This window comes from Paraburkholderia hospita (assembly GCF_002902965.1).
GTDB lineage: Bacteria > Pseudomonadota > Gammaproteobacteria > Burkholderiales > Burkholderiaceae > Paraburkholderia > Paraburkholderia hospita.
Window position 1 is genome coordinate 1,238,170 of sequence record NZ_CP026107.1, and the last position, 16,411, is coordinate 1,254,580.

General features: G+C 63.2%; 15 protein-coding genes. 9 read left to right on the forward strand and 6 right to left on the reverse strand.

Going from position 1 to position 16,411, the window contains the following annotated elements; all coding sequences use genetic code 11:
- The first annotated feature begins 353 nt into the window (after positions 1-353).
- The 9 genes from C2L64_RS38835 (at position 354) to C2L64_RS38875 (ending at position 10,526) form a co-directional block, all read left to right on the forward strand.
- Positions 354-2,480, forward strand: coding sequence for an ATP-binding cassette domain-containing protein (locus tag C2L64_RS38835; RefSeq protein WP_051058163.1), 2,127 nt, complete (start codon positions 354-356; stop codon positions 2,478-2,480).
- 5 nt (positions 2,481-2,485) lie between these two features.
- The gene (locus C2L64_RS38840; protein ID WP_007580002.1) at positions 2,486-3,535 is read left to right on the forward strand and encodes an ABC transporter substrate-binding protein; all 1,050 of its coding nucleotides are present in this window, start codon (positions 2,486-2,488) and stop codon (positions 3,533-3,535) included.
- A gap of 12 nt (positions 3,536-3,547) precedes the next feature.
- Positions 3,548-3,997 (forward strand): peptide-methionine (S)-S-oxide reductase MsrA, encoded by a 450-nt coding sequence (msrA, locus tag C2L64_RS38845; protein ID WP_007580004.1) that lies wholly within the window; start codon positions 3,548-3,550, stop codon positions 3,995-3,997.
- A gap of 288 nt (positions 3,998-4,285) precedes the next feature.
- Complete coding sequence (gene ssuD / locus C2L64_RS38850) at positions 4,286-5,410, forward strand: FMNH2-dependent alkanesulfonate monooxygenase (RefSeq protein ID WP_007580006.1); 1,125 nt, start codon at positions 4,286-4,288, stop codon at positions 5,408-5,410.
- A 177-nt stretch (positions 5,411-5,587) separates the two neighbouring features.
- Positions 5,588-6,055: a rhodanese-like domain-containing protein gene (locus C2L64_RS38855; RefSeq protein ID WP_007580008.1), complete on the forward strand. Its 468-nt coding sequence runs from the start codon at positions 5,588-5,590 to the stop codon at positions 6,053-6,055.
- Between the two features lie 98 nt (positions 6,056-6,153).
- Positions 6,154-7,101, forward strand: a complete 948-nt coding sequence (epsC, locus tag C2L64_RS38860) for a serine O-acetyltransferase EpsC (RefSeq protein WP_007580010.1) — start codon at positions 6,154-6,156, stop codon at positions 7,099-7,101.
- Complete coding sequence (locus C2L64_RS38865) at positions 7,098-7,367, forward strand: helix-turn-helix domain-containing protein (protein ID WP_007580012.1); 270 nt, start codon at positions 7,098-7,100, stop codon at positions 7,365-7,367. Before epsC ends, C2L64_RS38865 begins: the two co-directional genes overlap by 4 nt.
- A 179-nt stretch (positions 7,368-7,546) precedes the next feature.
- The gene (locus tag C2L64_RS38870) at positions 7,547-8,479 is read left to right on the forward strand and encodes a family 2A encapsulin nanocompartment shell protein (RefSeq protein WP_007580014.1); all 933 of its coding nucleotides are present in this window, start codon (positions 7,547-7,549) and stop codon (positions 8,477-8,479) included.
- Positions 8,454-10,526, forward strand: coding sequence for a family 2A encapsulin nanocompartment cargo protein cysteine desulfurase (locus C2L64_RS38875; protein WP_039900218.1), 2,073 nt, complete (start codon positions 8,454-8,456; stop codon positions 10,524-10,526). Before C2L64_RS38870 ends, C2L64_RS38875 begins: the two co-directional genes overlap by 26 nt.
- 223 nt (positions 10,527-10,749) lie before the next feature.
- Here C2L64_RS38875 and C2L64_RS38880 read toward each other — a convergent pair whose 3' ends face one another.
- The 6 genes from C2L64_RS38880 to C2L64_RS38905 all read right to left on the reverse strand — a co-directional run bounded on the left by C2L64_RS38880 (position 10,750) and on the right by C2L64_RS38905 (position 16,290).
- On the reverse strand, positions 10,750-11,562 hold the full coding sequence (locus C2L64_RS38880; RefSeq protein WP_007580019.1) for an ABC transporter permease: 813 nt from the start codon (positions 11,560-11,562) through the stop codon (positions 10,750-10,752).
- Positions 11,555-12,745, reverse strand: coding sequence for an ABC transporter substrate-binding protein (locus C2L64_RS38885; RefSeq protein ID WP_007580021.1), 1,191 nt, complete (start codon positions 12,743-12,745; stop codon positions 11,555-11,557). The genes C2L64_RS38880 and C2L64_RS38885 overlap by 8 nt, the downstream gene beginning before the upstream one ends.
- 19 nt (positions 12,746-12,764) lie before the next feature.
- Positions 12,765-13,526, reverse strand: coding sequence for an ABC transporter ATP-binding protein (locus C2L64_RS38890; protein ID WP_007580022.1), 762 nt, complete (start codon positions 13,524-13,526; stop codon positions 12,765-12,767).
- Positions 13,523-14,632 (reverse strand): acyl-CoA dehydrogenase family protein, encoded by a 1,110-nt coding sequence (locus C2L64_RS38895; RefSeq protein ID WP_007580024.1) that lies wholly within the window; start codon positions 14,630-14,632, stop codon positions 13,523-13,525. The genes C2L64_RS38890 and C2L64_RS38895 overlap by 4 nt, the downstream gene beginning before the upstream one ends.
- Positions 14,629-15,195 (reverse strand): carboxymuconolactone decarboxylase family protein, encoded by a 567-nt coding sequence (locus tag C2L64_RS38900; protein ID WP_007580026.1) that lies wholly within the window; start codon positions 15,193-15,195, stop codon positions 14,629-14,631. Before C2L64_RS38900 ends, C2L64_RS38895 begins: the two co-directional genes overlap by 4 nt.
- A gap of 99 nt (positions 15,196-15,294) precedes the next feature.
- On the reverse strand, positions 15,295-16,290 hold the full coding sequence (locus C2L64_RS38905) for an AraC family transcriptional regulator (protein WP_007580028.1): 996 nt from the start codon (positions 16,288-16,290) through the stop codon (positions 15,295-15,297).
- Positions 16,291-16,411: the final 121 nt, after the last annotated feature.

Below are 16,411 nucleotides of genomic sequence, written 5' to 3' on the forward strand. Positions count from 1 at the left end.
GCAAATAACGTTCCGCGCTATCGTTATCGTGAATCAATACAAGCGATAGCGCGCCGACACGTTGCTACATAGAGATACAAAAGCACTACTTTCAGAAACACGCCAGATACATTCGCAAGGTTGAATACGGCGCACTGCTTGCCATGATCGGGCTTCGAGAACCATGGCATGCGCAGTCGCGCCGCCATTGGCGTACGTTGGCGCGCCGATGAGCGATCCCTCATCCACAAGAAATTCTGCGTAAGCGCAGCCGCGAACAGCGCTGACAACGCAACCACCCATCAGCTCACGACACAGCGATCGTTGCGCGTGCGACGTGATCGATTGACTGTCCTTTCCAAAAGAGTAGTGCAATGCAAGTTGACGTATTAGATCCGGCCGGTTCCAGCCTGGAGGAGGCAGCCGATTTTTCTGTCCCTGTCCCCGGGATAGAGGCGCCTGCCCGCGCCGCCGAGGCCGTGCTCGAATTGCGCGACGTCAGCAAGGCCTATCGCAGCGCGCGGGGCGGTGAACCCGTGTTCGCCGTGCGCGGCGTCAATCTGACGCTTCAACGTGGAGAAGTGCTTTGCCTGATGGGCACGTCCGGCAGCGGCAAGTCGACACTGCTGCGGCACGTCAACCGCCTCGTCGAACCTGACAGCGGTCAGGTACTGATCGACGGCATCGACGTCGGGGCGCTGTCCGCGAGTGAGTTGCGTGCGCTGCGCGCCCGATGCATCGGCATGGTGTTTCAGCACTTCGGTTTGCTGCCGCATCGCACGGTGCGCGACAACGTCGCTTTGCCGCTCGAATTGCGCGGAGAACATGTCGAGGCGCGACGGTCTGCCGCTGATCGCTTGCTGGCGACCGTGGGGCTTATCGAGTGGGGCGACCACTATCCCTCCGAGTTGTCGGGCGGGATGCAGCAGCGGGTGGGATTCGCCCGTGCGCTCGCGAACGATCCCGACATTCTGTTGATGGATGAACCGTTCAGCGCGCTCGATCCTACTATTCGCCGGGACCTGCAATCGAGCTTCTTGCGCATCGCGCGCGAGCGGGGCATCACGACGCTGCTCGTCACGCATGATCCCGGCGAAGCGTTGCGCCTCGCTGACCGTATCGCGGTGCTGCGCGACGGACGTCTGATCCAGGTCGGCACGCCGGAAGAACTGCTCGCTCATCCCGCCGACGCCGGCGTCGCCGATTTTTTCATCGAGCATGCGGGTGCGGGTTCAGCCCCGATCGCGGTTCCGACCGATGCTCCAAACGAGGCTGCGATTCAAGACGATGCTGCCGCTGCGCCGGTCCACCCGCGAAGCGTCGGGCTGTCCGCCATCACCTCGGCTTTGCTGGGGCCCGCTGCGCTTGCCGTGCAAGGTTATGCGGGCGCCTTTTGGACCAGCCTGATCGCCGAAGTGTGTTCGGCAGGATGGCTGGGCGTCGAGTGGCGTGAAGGCGCATTCCCGTTCGCCTTCGTTGCCGCGTTGGTGTGGGCGGCAAACCGGGCGGTGGCCGCGCGGCATGCGAGGCGCGCCGGCCCCGTGCAACAACGCAGCGCGTGGTCGCCGCTGCTCGTGCTGCTGATTACGGAAGCACTCGTCTTCGCTCACGCGCTTGGTGCGAATCTTGGCGTTCTCGCCAACTTTCCGTCGAGCGTCACGCTTGCGACGGCCGTATCGGACGCGATCGAACAGGCGATCGCATGGGCCCAGGTGTCGTTCGAAGCGATCTTCGCCTGTATCGTCGTGCTGGTGCGCACCGTGGTCGACGGCATTCAGTTTGCGCTCGGCTGGCTGCCGTGGATCGTTCCCGCTACGCTGGTCGTGTTCGCCGCGTGGCGCGCGGCAGGCGTGGCGCTGGCGCTCACCAGCGCTGCGGCGCTCGCTTATCTCGGCCTCTTCGGCTTCTGGGCTCGCACGATTGCAACGGTCTCGCTGGTGGGCTCCTCGGTGTTCGTCACGCTGATGATTGGCGTGCCGGCGGGCATCGTGCTCGCGAAGCATCCGAAGTTGCGAAGAGTCGTTGCGCCGCTGCTCGACGTGATGCAGACGCTTCCGTCGTTCGTCTATCTGATTCCCGCCGTCGCATTCTTCTCGGTCGGCAAAACGCCCGCTGTCATCGCAACCGTTGTCTTCGCGCTCGCGCCTGTGATCCGGCTGACGGTGCTCGGCATTCATGAGGTGCCGAAAGCAGCAGTGGAAGCCGCCGAAGCGCATGGCGCGACGTGGTGGCAAACGCTCACCAAGGTCGAGCTTCCCTTGGCGCGCGAGTCGTTGCTACTGGGCATCAATCAGACCATCGTCATGAGCCTGTCGATGGTGGTGGTCGCTGCGTTGATCGGCGCAGATGGCCTCGGCTATGACGTGATGACGGCACTGCGCAATGTGCGAAGCGGTGACGGCGTGCTCGCCGGCATCGCCATCGTACTGTGTGCCGTCATTCCCGATCGCATCCTCCAGTCGGCGCTCAAGCGCCGGCATCGATCCACTTCCATCAGATAGAAAGCATGTTGAAGAAACGTACAGCCCGGTTTGCGGGCATCGCGGTAGCGCTGGGTCTTCTCTTTCCCGCTTTGTCGGCGACGGCCAAGGACAAGGTCGTCATCGGCGAACTCAACTGGCCAGGCGCGGTTGCCATCGAGCATGTTCTCGGCGAAGTCATCTCCACGCGCCTTGGCGGCGACGTGTCCTACCTGGCAGGCGATCTACCCGTTCTGCTTGCCGCTGCGGCGAAGAACGATGGCGCGGTCGACGTCGTGCCGGACGTCTGGCTGCCGAACGAGTCGGCCCCGTGGGCGAAGTATGTATCGGGCGGTACGCGCTCGCTCGTGCCGAACGTGCATCCGTACGTCGGCGTGCAGGGCTTCTATATTCCGGGCTACATTCAGGACAAGTACGGCGTGAAGTCGGTCTACGACCTGCGCAAGCCGGAGATTGCGAAGCTCTTCGTTCCCGTTGGCGGCGGCAAGGCGCAGTTGCTGGTCGGACCGGCCGGCTGGGGCTCGACCTATATCGGCGAGGTCAAGGCGAAGGACTACGGCTTCGCGAACAGCTTCGACTCCGTCTCGACGGAAGCCGCCGCGACCTACGCGCGGCTCGAAGCCGCGTACCGGCAGAATCGCGGTATCGTTTTCTATGCGTACACACCGGACTGGATCTTCTCCGCATTCGATCTGCGCCGCCTCGACGAACCGGCATTCGACGGCTATGCGCAGGACGACAAGAAGGGCGATCCGCAATACAAGGCAGACGGCTGCTGGAAGTTCATCAATCCGACGACGGACTCGGACTGGCTGAACAAGAGTCACATCACGTGTGCCTATCCGGATGCGAAAGTCTATGTGCTGGCTGCGCGTTCGTTGCAGACGCGCTCGCCGAAGATCGCTGCGTTTCTTTCGAATGTCTCGTTCGATCCTGTGGCGCTCAATGAGCTGATTCTGAAGATCCAGAAGAACCATGAACCGGCCGATGCGGCCGCCAAAGCGTGGGTCGCGGCGCATCGTTCGACAGTCGATGCATGGCTCGCGGGCGACGCAAAACCCGGCAACGCGAAATAAAGGAGTGTGTAGATGAGTGAGCAAAATCAGGTGACGCTTGGCGCGGGATGTTTCTGGGGTGCCGAAGCGGGCTTTCGGGCGATGCCCGGTGTAGTCGATACGCGCGTGGGTTTCGCAACAGGTACGCAGCCGGACGCTCCGAAAGTGGAAGTCGTTCAAGTCGATTTCGATCCGTCGATCGTCGCGTTGTCGGAAGTGATCGAGCAGTTCTGGGACTTGCATGATCCGACTTCCGTCGATCGTCAAGGGCCGCATAACGGCGCGAAATATCGCTCGGTGATTTTCGTGAACTCGGACGAGCAGGCGGAAGAAGCGAATGCCGCAAAGCGCGCGCTCAATGAATCGGCACGCTTCGCCGCACCCGTGGTGACCGAGATCGTCACGTTGCAGTACTTCGAACTGGCGTCGGAAGAAGATCAACGCTATGTCGAAAAGCATGGCGCGGGGGCCTGCAGCCTGTAGCCGTAAGCCGCACGCACTCGTGTGCGGTGCAATCGTCGTTTTCCTTTTGACGGCGCCGCGAAGATGGGCAAGCGTGACCCATTCTTCGCCGCGTCCTTCCCAAAAGCACATCTCCTCATAAGCAATTCCAGATTCGATAGTAGGCCTGGCTCGCCGGTACTGATCCAATATGCGATTACCCTGGCGATGCGCGCTACGTGACCGACGCGGGCCGTCTCTGCCTGCATCGCGCGGGGTGTGACCATACGCACGATCTAGCGGTTACGCGTGCCTGCCGAAGGAGCATTCATGAGTCTGGACATCTTCTGGTTTCTGCCGACCTCGGGCGATACCCGTTATCTCGGCAAATCCGATTTCGGCCGGCCGCCGACCAACGAATACATGCGCCAGATTGCCGTCACGGCGGAAGATCTGGGCTATGACGGCCTGTTGATTCCCACGGGCAGCAGTTGCCAGGACCCCTGGGTCACGGCCGCAAGCCTGATTCCTGTCACGCAGCGCATCAAGCTGCTGGTCGCGCTGCGTACGTCGATCAGCGGCCCGACGGCGGCCGCACGCCAGGCGGCGACGCTCGACCAGGCCTTGCACGGGCGTCTGCTGCTCAACGTCGTGCCGGGCGGCGATGCAACCGAACTCGCTGCCGATGGCGTCTTCTACACCCACGACGAACGCTACGCCGCCGCCGACGAGTTTCTCGGCGTCTGGCGCGATCTGCTTGCCGGCGACACGGTGGACTTCAAGGGCAAGTACGTGCACGTCGAGGGGGCGCGGAATTTTCATCCGCCTGTGCAGCAGCCGCATCCGCCGCTGTATTTCGGCGGTTCGTCGCCGGCCGCGCACGAACTCGCGGCAAAACACGTCGACGCGTATCTGACCTGGGGCGAGCCGCCCGCCGCGGTGGCCGAAAAGTTCGCCGACGTGCAGCGTCGCGCGGCCGCTCATGGCCGCAAGCTCCGTCTCGGCGTGCGGCTGCACGTGATCGTGCGCGAAACCAATGAGGAAGCGTGGGCCGAAGCGGACCGCCTGATCAGCAAGCTCGACGACGAAGACATCCGCCGCGCCCAGGAAAACTACGCACGGATGGACTCGGTGGGTCAGCGCCGCATGGCCGAGTTGCACGGCGGACGCCGCGACCAGCTGGAGATCAGCCCCAACCTGTGGGCGGGCGTCGGCCTCGTGCGCGGCGGCGCGGGCACTGCACTCGTGGGCGACGCGCAGACCGTGGCCGCGCGGCTTCTGGAATATGTCGATGCGGGCGCCGATAGTTTTGTGCTGTCGGGCTATCCGCATCTCGAAGAGTCGATCCGTTTTGCGGAACTGGTGTTTCCGCTATTGCCCGGCAAGAAGCCGGTGACCTTGCGCGATCAGGTGCTCACGGGCGGTGCGTTCGACGTGCGGGCAAGCAAGGCTTAACCCCTGAGGTTCAACCGATTTATCAGCAGAATGCGGGCGATGCCAATCCACGCCCCCGTCTTTAGAAATGAAATTTGATTGGTTCTGTTTCGGGTCCCAGTTGCAACATCATCTCCCTTGATGGCTATAGACGGTTTGCCGCGCTGTTGCGGCACTTTCCATCAGCAAGGAGGCGACATGGCAGCAGTACTCGAAGAACGACCGACCAACGCAGTGCTTGCGACGGCACGCGAGAAGGCGGCATCGGCAGGTTTGACGTATCCGGGCGGCGTTTCGCCACAGGATGCGTGGGCGCTTTTTTCCAGCGGCGACGCCGTGCTGGTCGACGTTCGCACGGCCGAGGAGCGCAAGTTCGTCGGCTACGTGCCGGGCGCGGTACATGTGCCTTGGGCAACGGGTACGAGCCTTACGCGTAATCCGCGTTTCGTAAGGGAACTCGAGTCGAAGACGGGCAAGGATGCCGTGGTTCTGCTGCTGTGCCGTAGCGGCAATCGCTCGGCGCTGGCCGCCGAAGCTGCGTCCAAGGCGGGCTTCACGCAGGTGTTCAATGTACTGGAAGGGTTCGAAGGGGACCTCAACGACGGACAGCATCGCGGCACACTGAATGGCTGGCGCTTTGTCGGCCTGCCTTGGGTGCAGGACTAGCGCGCTCTGTCCGGCTCTTTGGGGAATGCGTGAGCGCTGCGCGTGACGCGCAGCGTGACTCGCCGCTTGTCGGTTTTCGAAGCATAAGGAGCATGGCAGTGGGCGCATTCGATATCGACAGCATCGCCGGATCGCTTCAGGCCGTCCGGCAACAATGGCGCGATGGACAGCGGCGCGCGCTGGAGCCCGGCGGGCGCGATCTGCCTTCGCGCGACGCGCTCGCGGCAGCGATCGACGCACTGAAAGGCGCGCTCTTTCCAATGCGACTCGGGCCACCCGATCTGCGTCAGGAAAGCGAAAACTTTTACGTCGCTCACGCGCTGGACGCGGCATTGCACGGTCTTCTCGCTCAGGCGCGCCTCGAATTGCATTACGCCGCGCGGCGCGAGAGGGCGGATGGCGAAGCCATCGAGACACGCGCGCTTGCCGCTGTCCGTGCGTTCGCGGAGCGCTTGCCCGAGATTCGCTCGCTGCTCGACAGCGACGTGATCGCGGCCTATCACGGCGATCCGGCGGCAGGCAGCGTGGACGAAGTGCTGCTGTGCTATCCCGGCATCCTCGCGATGATTCATCACCGTCTCGCGCATGAACTGTACGGTCTCGGCTTGCCGCTGCTCGCGCGGATCGTTGCCGAGCTGGCGCACGCGCAAACCGGCATCGACATTCATCCGGGCGCGCGGATCGGCTCGGGCTTTTTCATTGATCACGGCACGGGCGTCGTGATCGGCGAGACCTCCGTCATCGGCGAGCGTGTGCGGGTCTATCAGGCGGTGACGCTTGGCGCGAAGCGCTTTCCGCTCAACGAGAACGGGCATCTCGAGAAGGGGCTTGCGCGTCATCCCATCGTCGAGGACGACGTCGTCATCTATGCGGGCGCGACGATTCTCGGCAGGGTGACGATCGGGCGCGGTGCGACGATCGGCGGCAACGTCTGGATCACGCACGACGTCGCGTCGGGGTCGCATGTCACACAGGCGGTGCTGCGCAGCGAGACGGGACGGCCTGCATCTGTCGCCAACGGCGTATCGGCGGGAGCACTCGGATGACGGGGCTCGTTCACGACTTCGGCGCGACCGTGCGCGCCCTGCGTGAAGCGCATGCGTGGTCGCAGGAGCAACTTGCCGAGTACGCGGGGCTGAACCGTTCGTACGTCGGCGAGATCGAGCGCGGCAGTGCGATTGCATCGATCGTCACGGCAGACAAGCTCGCACGCGCTTTCAACGTACCCATCGCAACACTTTTGTGCGCGTCACCGCGAGGAGAGCCGCCGCAGCACGAACGCGGTGCGACGCCGCCTCAGCTTCCCGTCTGATCAATCGACGCTCGCGCCGCGCGAACTAAACGCAACGGCTCAATCCGCGTGAGCGTTCGCAGCAGCCGGGATGCAGCGCAATGATGGCTATAGCATGTTGAGCCGCTTTTTCGGGCTCCCGATAATTCCGTGCCGTCATAAGCATTCCCGTTTTTCTTCTAACGACCTGGAGCCATCGTATGTCGACGTTAGCGAGCGGCCAGACCGCGCTCGGCGATAACGCAGCACGGCAACTAGCCAATGCCACCAAAACCGTCCCTCAGCTTTCGATCATCACGCCGCGCTGGCTGACGCATTTGCTTCAGTGGGTCCCTGTCGAGGCGGGCATCTACCGGCTCAACCGCGTCAAAGACCCGGAAGCGGTTCAGGCGCTGTGCACGGCGCGGGAAGACGAAAGCACGCTCCCCACGACATACGTGCCGTACGAAGAACAGCCGCGCGAGTATTTCCTGAATGCCGTCAGCACGGTGCTCGATGTCCACACTCGAATCTCCGATCTCTATAGCAGCCCGCACGACCAGATCAAGGAACAGTTGCGTCTGACGATCGAAACGATCAAGGAGATCCAGGAAAGTCAGCTCATCAACAATCCCGACTACGGCCTGCTGGCGAACGTCGATGAAGAGCAGCGCGTGTTTCCGCTGACAGGTGCGCCGACGCCGGACGATTTCGACGAACTGCTGACGAAGGTGTGGAAGGAACCCGCCTTTTTCCTCACTCATCCGTTGGCCATCGCTGCGTTTGGGCGTGAGTGCACCCGCCGTGGTGTGCCGCCGCCGACAGTCAGCCTGTTCGGCTCGCAGTTCATCACGTGGCGCGGCATTCCGCTGATTCCGTCGGACAAGGTGCCCGTTGCCGACGGCAAGACCAAGGTTCTGCTGTTGCGTGTCGGCGACAAACGTCAGGGCGTGGTGGGTCTCTATCAGCCTGGCGTCGCGGGAGAGCAGGGGCCGGGGTTGTCGGTGCGCTTCATGGGCATCAACAACCAGGCGATCGCGTCGTATCTGATCTCGCTTTATTGCTCGCTCGCGGTGCATTCCCCCGACGCGCTCGCAGTGCTCGACGACGTAGAGATCGGCAAATACCATGACTATGCAGACACCTACCGGTAGTCCGCTGGGCGCAAGCCCGTTGCCCGACGTGCAGGTGCCGGCGCCCGTATTGCCGGCAGGACTGCCCGATCCGGCACAGCTTGCGCGGCTCGCGACGGAGTTCTTCAGCGCATTGCCGGGCGGCGTTGCCACGCCGGACATTTCGGCAGGCAGCGGCGCGGTCGGTGGTGTGCCTTCGGCGTTGCCGGCTGCCGCACCGATCCTGTCGTCGATCAGCAATCCCGCTCCGCCCGGCTCGCCGCTTGCCGGACCGGGCGGCACCGGGACGGGCGTGCCGGGGCTTTCGCTGCCGCAAGGCAAGGTGTTGGGCGCCAACCTGCTGCCGGGTGCGCCGACGCATATCCTGTCGCTCGGCAATCGCGCGCCCGCGCTTGCGCCTCATGCCGCCGCGCAGAATGGACTTCCCGATAACGTCGTGACGATTGCGCCGGCGTTCGAACCGCGTGCGGGTGGCGCGGCGCTCGGGGTGCCGCCCGTGCAGGGCGGCGGACCGGTTTCGGCGGGAAGCGCGACACGGTCGGCCGCATCGTCTTCACATGCGGCTACGGATGCAGCGCCCGCGTCGCCGTTCTATTTCATGGATACGCCAGGACGCGGCTGGTCGCGTTCCGGTGAAGACTTCACCATGCCGGGAAATGGCACGGCCGCGCCCGCGTCGTTCGGCTTGCCGGGCGAGCAGGATCTGCGCGAGCTGCTGTCGATTCATCGCTTCGCGCCTGCCGCCGATCCCTATGGCGTACCGCGCGGCGGCGCGCCGTACTTTGCCGAAGGCGCGCATGCCGGGACTAACCCGCGCGCGAGCGGAGCCGCTGTGCCGGCCGGCCACCCGCCGTTCGACGTCAACGCGATTCGCCGCGACTTCCCGATCCTGCAGGAGCGGGTCAACGGCAAGCAGCTGATCTGGTTCGACAACGCGGCGACGACGCAAAAGCCGCAGTCGGTGATCGACCGGCTTTCGTACTTCTACCAGCACGAGAACTCAAACATCCATCGCGCCGCGCACACGCTTGCGGGCCGCGCCACGGACGCCTACGAACATGCGCGCGAAACCGTGCAGCGCTTCATCGGTGCTTCATCGCCGGAGGAGATCGTGTTCGTGCGTGGCACGACGGAGGCGATCAACCTGATCGCGAAGTCGTGGGGCGAGCAGAACGTCGGCCCCGGCGACGAGATCGTCGTGTCGCATCTGGAGCATCACGCGAACATCGTCCCGTGGCAGCAGCTTGCGTCGCAAAAGGGCGCAAAACTGCGCGTGATACCCGTCGACGATTCGGGCCAGGTGCTGCTCGACGAATACCGCAAGCTGCTCAACGATCGCACGAAAATCGTATCCGTCACTCAGGTGTCGAATGCGCTCGGCACCGTGGTGCCCGTCGCGGAGATCGTCGACATGGCGCATCGGGTTGGTGCGAAGGCGCTGGTCGACGGCGCGCAGTCGGTGTCGCACATGCGTGTCGACGTGCAGGCGCTCGATGCGGACTTCTTCGTGTTCTCGGGTCACAAGATCTTTGGACCGACGGGCATCGGTGTCGTCTACGGCAAGCGGGCGCTGCTCGAGGACATGCCGCCGTGGCAGGGCGGCGGCAACATGATCTCGGATGTGACGTTCGAACGAACGGTGTTCCAGCCGCCGCCGTCGCGCTTCGAGGCGGGCACGGGCAATATCGCGGATGCCGTGGGCCTTGCGGCCGCGCTCGAGTACGTGACGCGCATCGGCATCGAGAATATCGCGCGTTATGAGCACGATTTGCTCGCGTACGCGACGAGCGTGCTTGCGCCGGTGCCGGGTGTGCGGCTCATCGGTACTGCGCACGACAAGGCTAGCGTGCTGTCGTTCGTGCTGAAGGGCTATACGACAGAAGAGGTCGGGCAGGCGCTCAGCCAGGAGGGGATCGCCGTGCGCGCCGGGCATCACTGCGCACAGCCGATCTTGCGTCGCTTCGGGTTGGAGGCCACTGTGCGCCCGTCGCTTGCGTTCTATAACACATGCGACGAGGTCGACGCGATGATCTCGGTGGTTCGCCGTCTATCCACGCGACGGGCCTGACGTTCGCTAGTGCGAGGCATGGCGCCGGATGGCGCCATGCCTCGCCACGTTATGCGTCGCGAAGTGACGCAGCCGATGCGTCGCCTGCGCGCGTCGCAACACGATCGTCCGCCGACGCTGCGGTCGCGTCGTCGGCAGCCGCCAGCTCCGCTTCGACTTCGTGCAGCCGACGCAAGCAGAGAGCGGCGATTCGACGTGAGCGTGCGATTCAGTGTGAGACGGCTCAGAACTGTTGAAGGCGTCGATAGGCAAGACGCGCGAGCAGATCGAGCGCAAACCCCAGTAGGCCGATCACGAGAATGACGGCCGTTAACTCGGAATAGGCAAGCCGGTCTCGCGTGTCGAGAATCAGATACCCGAGGCCTGCACTGACGCCGAGCATTTCAGCAGGCACGAGCACAATCCACAGAATGCCGATGGCGAGCCGCACGCCCGTAAGTACGTGCGCCGCGATGCCCGGCACAAAGATATGCCACAGCATTTCGGCGCGCGTTGCGGCAAGACTCTCGCCGAGTTCGATCCAGCGGCGATCGATTTGCCCAACGCCCGATGCGGTGCTCAATATCACAGGCCAGACGGCGGCGAACGCCAGCAGGAAATACACCGCGTGATCGCCTACTCCCAGCGACATCACGGCGATTGGCATCCACGAAAGCGGCGACACCATGCGTAGAAGCTGCATCGTTGGCGATAGTGCATGCTCCAGCCATCGGATGCGCCCCATCGCAAACCCCGTCGGCACACCGACAAGCAGCGCCCAGAACAGCCCGACCGCAACGCGCTTCAGGCTGGTCAGGACGTGACCGAACAGCTGATCCTGTGTGACGAGAGCAGGTAGCGCGGCGAGCGCGCGCTGAGGGGCGAACTGCGCCACCATGGCATTGGTACGGCCGAGCAGCGCGACGGCAAGCCACCACAGCGCGACCACAGCGACGAGCCCGAGCGTACCGAGCAACACGGCCGACCCGTTGATACGGGCGCGCGGCGCGCCAGCGGAAGCGCGCTGGGCCTGCTCACGAACGAGGACACTAGACAACGATCGTCTCCTTGCGGGCAAAGCCGGCTGGCTGGCCGAAGGCCGCCATGCCGCCTGCCTTGTCGATACTCTTTCTGACGAACTGGTCGTCGATGAGGTCGCGCGCGACGAATGCAGGGTCCAGTTTGGCCAGGAACTCACTCGACCCGTCCACCTGAGTGGTCTTCAGACGGCGTACCAGTTCCTCGGCATAGCTCGGATAAGGATAGGGCTGGAAATCGATCCGTCGCGCGTGCCAGTCGGCATGCACGATCGCACGGTCGCCGAGATAACGGCTTTCATCGCCCGGCGGCGGCGCCAGAACGCGTGCGAGGAGTTGCGAGTCATGCGGCGTGTAGTGGTTGGGTCCTTCCTTGGAGAGTAGCTTCGCGGCGTCCAACGGATGCGCCCGCGTCCACAATTGCGCTTTCACGATGGCATCGACGACGCTCTGCGACCATGCGGGCCGTTGCGTCAGGTCACGCTCGTGCATGAACACGACACAGCATGCGTGGTTTTCCCAGACATCGCCCGTAAAGCGAAGAATCTTGCCGACATTCAGGTGTTCCGCCGCCGCGTTGAATGGCTCGGCAACGATGTAGCCCGCGATCTGCCGCGACGCAAGGGCAGGCGGCATGTCCGATGGCGCCATCACGATCAGGTTGACCTCTTTGGCCGTCAACGCACCATTTTTCTTCAGGACGGGTTGCAGCCCCTGCGCCCGCAGCATGTCCTGCAGCACGACGTTGTGAACGGAATACCAGAACGGAACGGCAACGGTCTTGCCGCCCAGGTCCGCGAGCGAATTGATGTCGGGTGTCACCGTCAACGCCGACCCGTTCACGTGGTTCCAGGCGACGATCTTCGCCTGCGCCTGGCTGCCATAGCGCGCCCATACGGTCATCGGAGAAAGCAGGTGGACGACGTTGACCTGCCCTGAGAGGAAAGCCTCGACCAGCTGCGCCCAGCTTCGCAGCAGAACGGGTTTGTCCGCGCGAACGCCTGCCGCTTCGAAATAGCCGTTGTTGTGGGCAACCAGCAGCGGCGTGGCGTCGGTGATGGGCAGATATCCGATCCGCACAGGCGCGTCGGGTTCAGCCGCGGCTTTCGCGTTCAGCGCGCCGAGCAGCGGCGCAGCACCCGCGACCGTGAACATGGAGGCGAGCTTGAGCCACTCGCGGCGGGACATCGGCAGTTGACACATTTCATTTTCCCCGATCAGATCAGGCAGCGCGAGACATCGAGTTTTGCAGCGCCCGCAGTATTTGAATACGCATTTCGCCGAGCTTCTGGATGTGCGGCGCGCGCGGCGCGGGCACATCGACGGTCCATTCATCGACGACGGTGCCGTTGTTCCCGAGCAGCAAGATACGGTCTGCAACCAGAAGCGCTTCGTCGATATCGTGCGTGACGAGGAGCGTGGACGCGCCGGTATGGCGAACGACCTTCACCAGCAGTTGCTGCATGTCGGCGCGCGTCACTTCATCGAGCGCGCCGAATGGCTCGTCCAGTAGCAGCGCTCTTGGCTGGCGCGCGAGGCAGCGCGCGAGCGCGGCACGTTGAGCCATGCCGCCCGAAAGCTGCGAAGGCGCCCAGGTGCGGCTGTGCTCGAGCGCGACTTCACGCAGCGCGAGCGTCACACGTTCCTTGCGGCTGGCGCGCGAAAGGTGAGGCTGTCGCGCGAATGTCAGGCCAAATGCGACGTTGCGCTCGACGCTGAGCCACGGCAGCAGGCACGGATCCTGGAATGCGAGCGCTACATCGGCGCGTGGACCGGCGACGGGTTGATCGTCGACCTGCACCATGCCCGATGAAGGCCGAACGAGTCCCGCGACCGTGCGCAGAAACGATGATTTACCCGCGCCGCTCGGCCCCAGAATCGCGACGAGTTCTCCGGGTTCCATCGAGAAATCGACGCCCTGAAGGACACTGCGGTTCGGATAACGCAGCGTGAGCCCGGAGGTTCGAATGCGCGCGCCTGTCATTGAGCGTCAGTCCGTTCGTGCAGCGCCAGCTGGCTCTTCAACTGGACGAGACTTGGCGTCACGATAGGGATAAACGACGCTTCCCGCACCCGGCGCGCCGTTCCCGCCTGCTGACGAAGGTAGCCACGCCCGCCTGCTGCCTGGACCTCTAGCCCTACGGCCGCGCTCACAGTCTGCGCGAGCGAGATCCGCAGTTCGAACAGCGATGCTGGCCGCTGCAGAAAACTGCCATCGCTGACGCCCGTCAACAGTTGTGCCGTTTCGGCATCCAGTCGCGCTTCAACGCGGGCTGCTTCGGACCTGATCGCGGCACGCGTGCCGTCGCCGGCTTCGGCGACGGCAGCCAGTGCGCGTCGCGCGAGTCCCAGCGAGAGGCCGCATTGAAGTCCCAAAAACGCGGGCCGTACGCGTGCGAGAAAGGCCGGCGCGTCAGCGCTTATCTGATACTGCTCATCGAGGACCACGTCCTTCAATGTCAGGGCTGCCGTATTGCTCGCGCGCAATCCAATCAGATCGAGGTCGTCGCTGCGATGTGCGCCATCTGTGTCGTTGGGTATGGCGAAGATCGACGGTGACGCAGCGCCGGCGTGATCGAATGCGGCGGCGGCAAGAAAGCCTTCGCGTCGAAGGTTCGTGATCCAGGGCAGGCTGCCGTTCAGCGTCCATCCGCTGGCTTGGCGGACAGCGTGCATTTGCAGCGATTCGATGTTCGACAGGAACTTCATCGCGTTCGATAACCCCGTAGCGCCGGCAATTTCACCCGTCAACAGGGCAGGAAGCCATCTGTCGCGCAGTGTCGTATTGGGGCTGTTCAACAGATATTCGATGAACGTTCTATGTCCCCACAACACGAACGCAGCCGTCACCGAGCGCTGCGCCACTTGCGCGACCGCGCCGATTGCATCGGCTATCGATCCGCCACCTCCACCGAGTGCAAGCGGCACGCCGATTCCAAAGATCCCCGCGCGTGCGAGGCGGGGCAGCACTTCACCCGCACGGGATTGTTCGATATCCAGCGCTTCGGCGTTGGCGTCGAGCCATCGCGCCAGTTCGCCTTGCAGCGAATCGCTATGGCTTTGGCTTTCGATGGAATCGATCGAACTCATGCGACTGTCGCCTTCGGTTCCCAGCGATAAGCCGCGAGTTCCGGATTCAACTCGTTACGCGAGAGATTGTTCGCAAAGTTACATAACGTTGCGAGGCTGACGCCGAGTATGACTTCGAGGGCGTTGGCGTCGGTAAAGCCCGCGGCGCGGAACGCCGACAGTTCTTCATCCGCGACTGCACCACGACTCGCGATGACAGCGCGCGTGAACACGGCGACAGCATCGAGGCGCGGGTCGGAAAGCGGTTGCTGGCTCCGAACGTCTTCGACCAAAGCCTTAGACAATTGAGCCTTCTTCAGTGCAACGGCCGTGTGTCCTGCAACGCAAAAGCAGCAGCCATGTATACCCGCCGCGGTAATCTGCACGACTTCGCGCTCGGCGAGCGTCAGTCCGCTGCGACCGTTGATTTCTCCGACCTTCAGATAGGTTTCGAGCGCAACAGGTGCGTTCGCGAGCGAGGCGACCAGATTCGGCAGAAAGCCGTTGTTATCGAGCGATTTCTGAAGATAGGGGCGACTCGCTTCGGGCGCGGTTTCGACGGTGTGCAGTTGCAGACGGCTCATGGCTACCTCTCTGGTAAAGCCTCATTGTTGGCGCTCGTGTGGCAACCAGCAATGCGCGTCTGTCTCAACTTTCTGCTAATTCGTCTCGCGCTGAGATAGCTAGTGCGCCGACACGCGATTCTCGATGAATGTCGCGATGTGGGCAGCCGAAGCGCTTCGTTCTCTTCGGCATGCACCGGGATGCATGCCGGTGACACGTCTGAAGGCATGCGCAAAAGCCGACTCGGATTGATATCCCACCTGTTCCGCCGCATCGAGCGTGCTTGCACCCTGCCGAAGCATTTCGGCCGCGACCTTCATCCGCAGCATGGCCAGAAACTGGGCAGGCGGTTGCCCGCTGACTTCAGCGAATTGCCTGCAGAACCTGGCGCGCGACATGTGACAGAACGTCGCCATTGAATGCGTGGTCCAGTCTTCGGCTGGATGCTCGATGATGGCGTTGACCAGCGGCGCGAACTCGGACCTGCGCATGACCGACCACAATCCGGGCGCAAAGTCATCCGCGCTCGCAACCGATCGCAGCGCATAGAAGAACAGCAGGTCGGCGAGGCGATTGACCAATGGAGACGGAGCATCTCCCGTGCGGATCGCTTCTGTCCGGATCAGTTCGAACACGACACGTGCGCCTGCGAGTTTGACGTCGTCGTGTCGCGCGATGATGTGATCGGGCAATAAACCATGAATCCCCTCTCCGAGATCCGATCTGTACTCGAAAAAGCCACATGCCAGTCCCACGCCGCCTGCGTTCCCGGACGATGTCGCGTTCTCCATTTCCAGCGGCGTCATCGTGCCGATGCGTACCGTGAACTCTGAATCGCCGGGTGGCTGCGCGTCGGGCGACAGACAATGAATCATGTCGTGCAACAGGAAAACGGCGTCTCCTTCGACGAGCCGTGTGCTCGCCGCCGGCTGACCGTTGCGCGGGGGCAAGTGCAGCCAGCATTCGCCATGAAGAACGAGATGGAAACTGGCGCGCTGATGGCCGGCCGTCGATGCACGATAGTCACCGCAATACTGGCCGACATGAAACAGCGTGCTGCGCAGTTCGAGCCCGGAGAGCAGCCAGTCGGCGGCTTTTTCGGCGGTAGTCAACATCGCGGATCGCAAAGGTTAGGGCAGGGTTGCCGGTGAACGACCTTCTACGTTACCGCTTCTCCGTCAACTCGCAACCAAGCGATGCTTCAAAGCTTATTCTTGAACGACATATGGCTGGCGT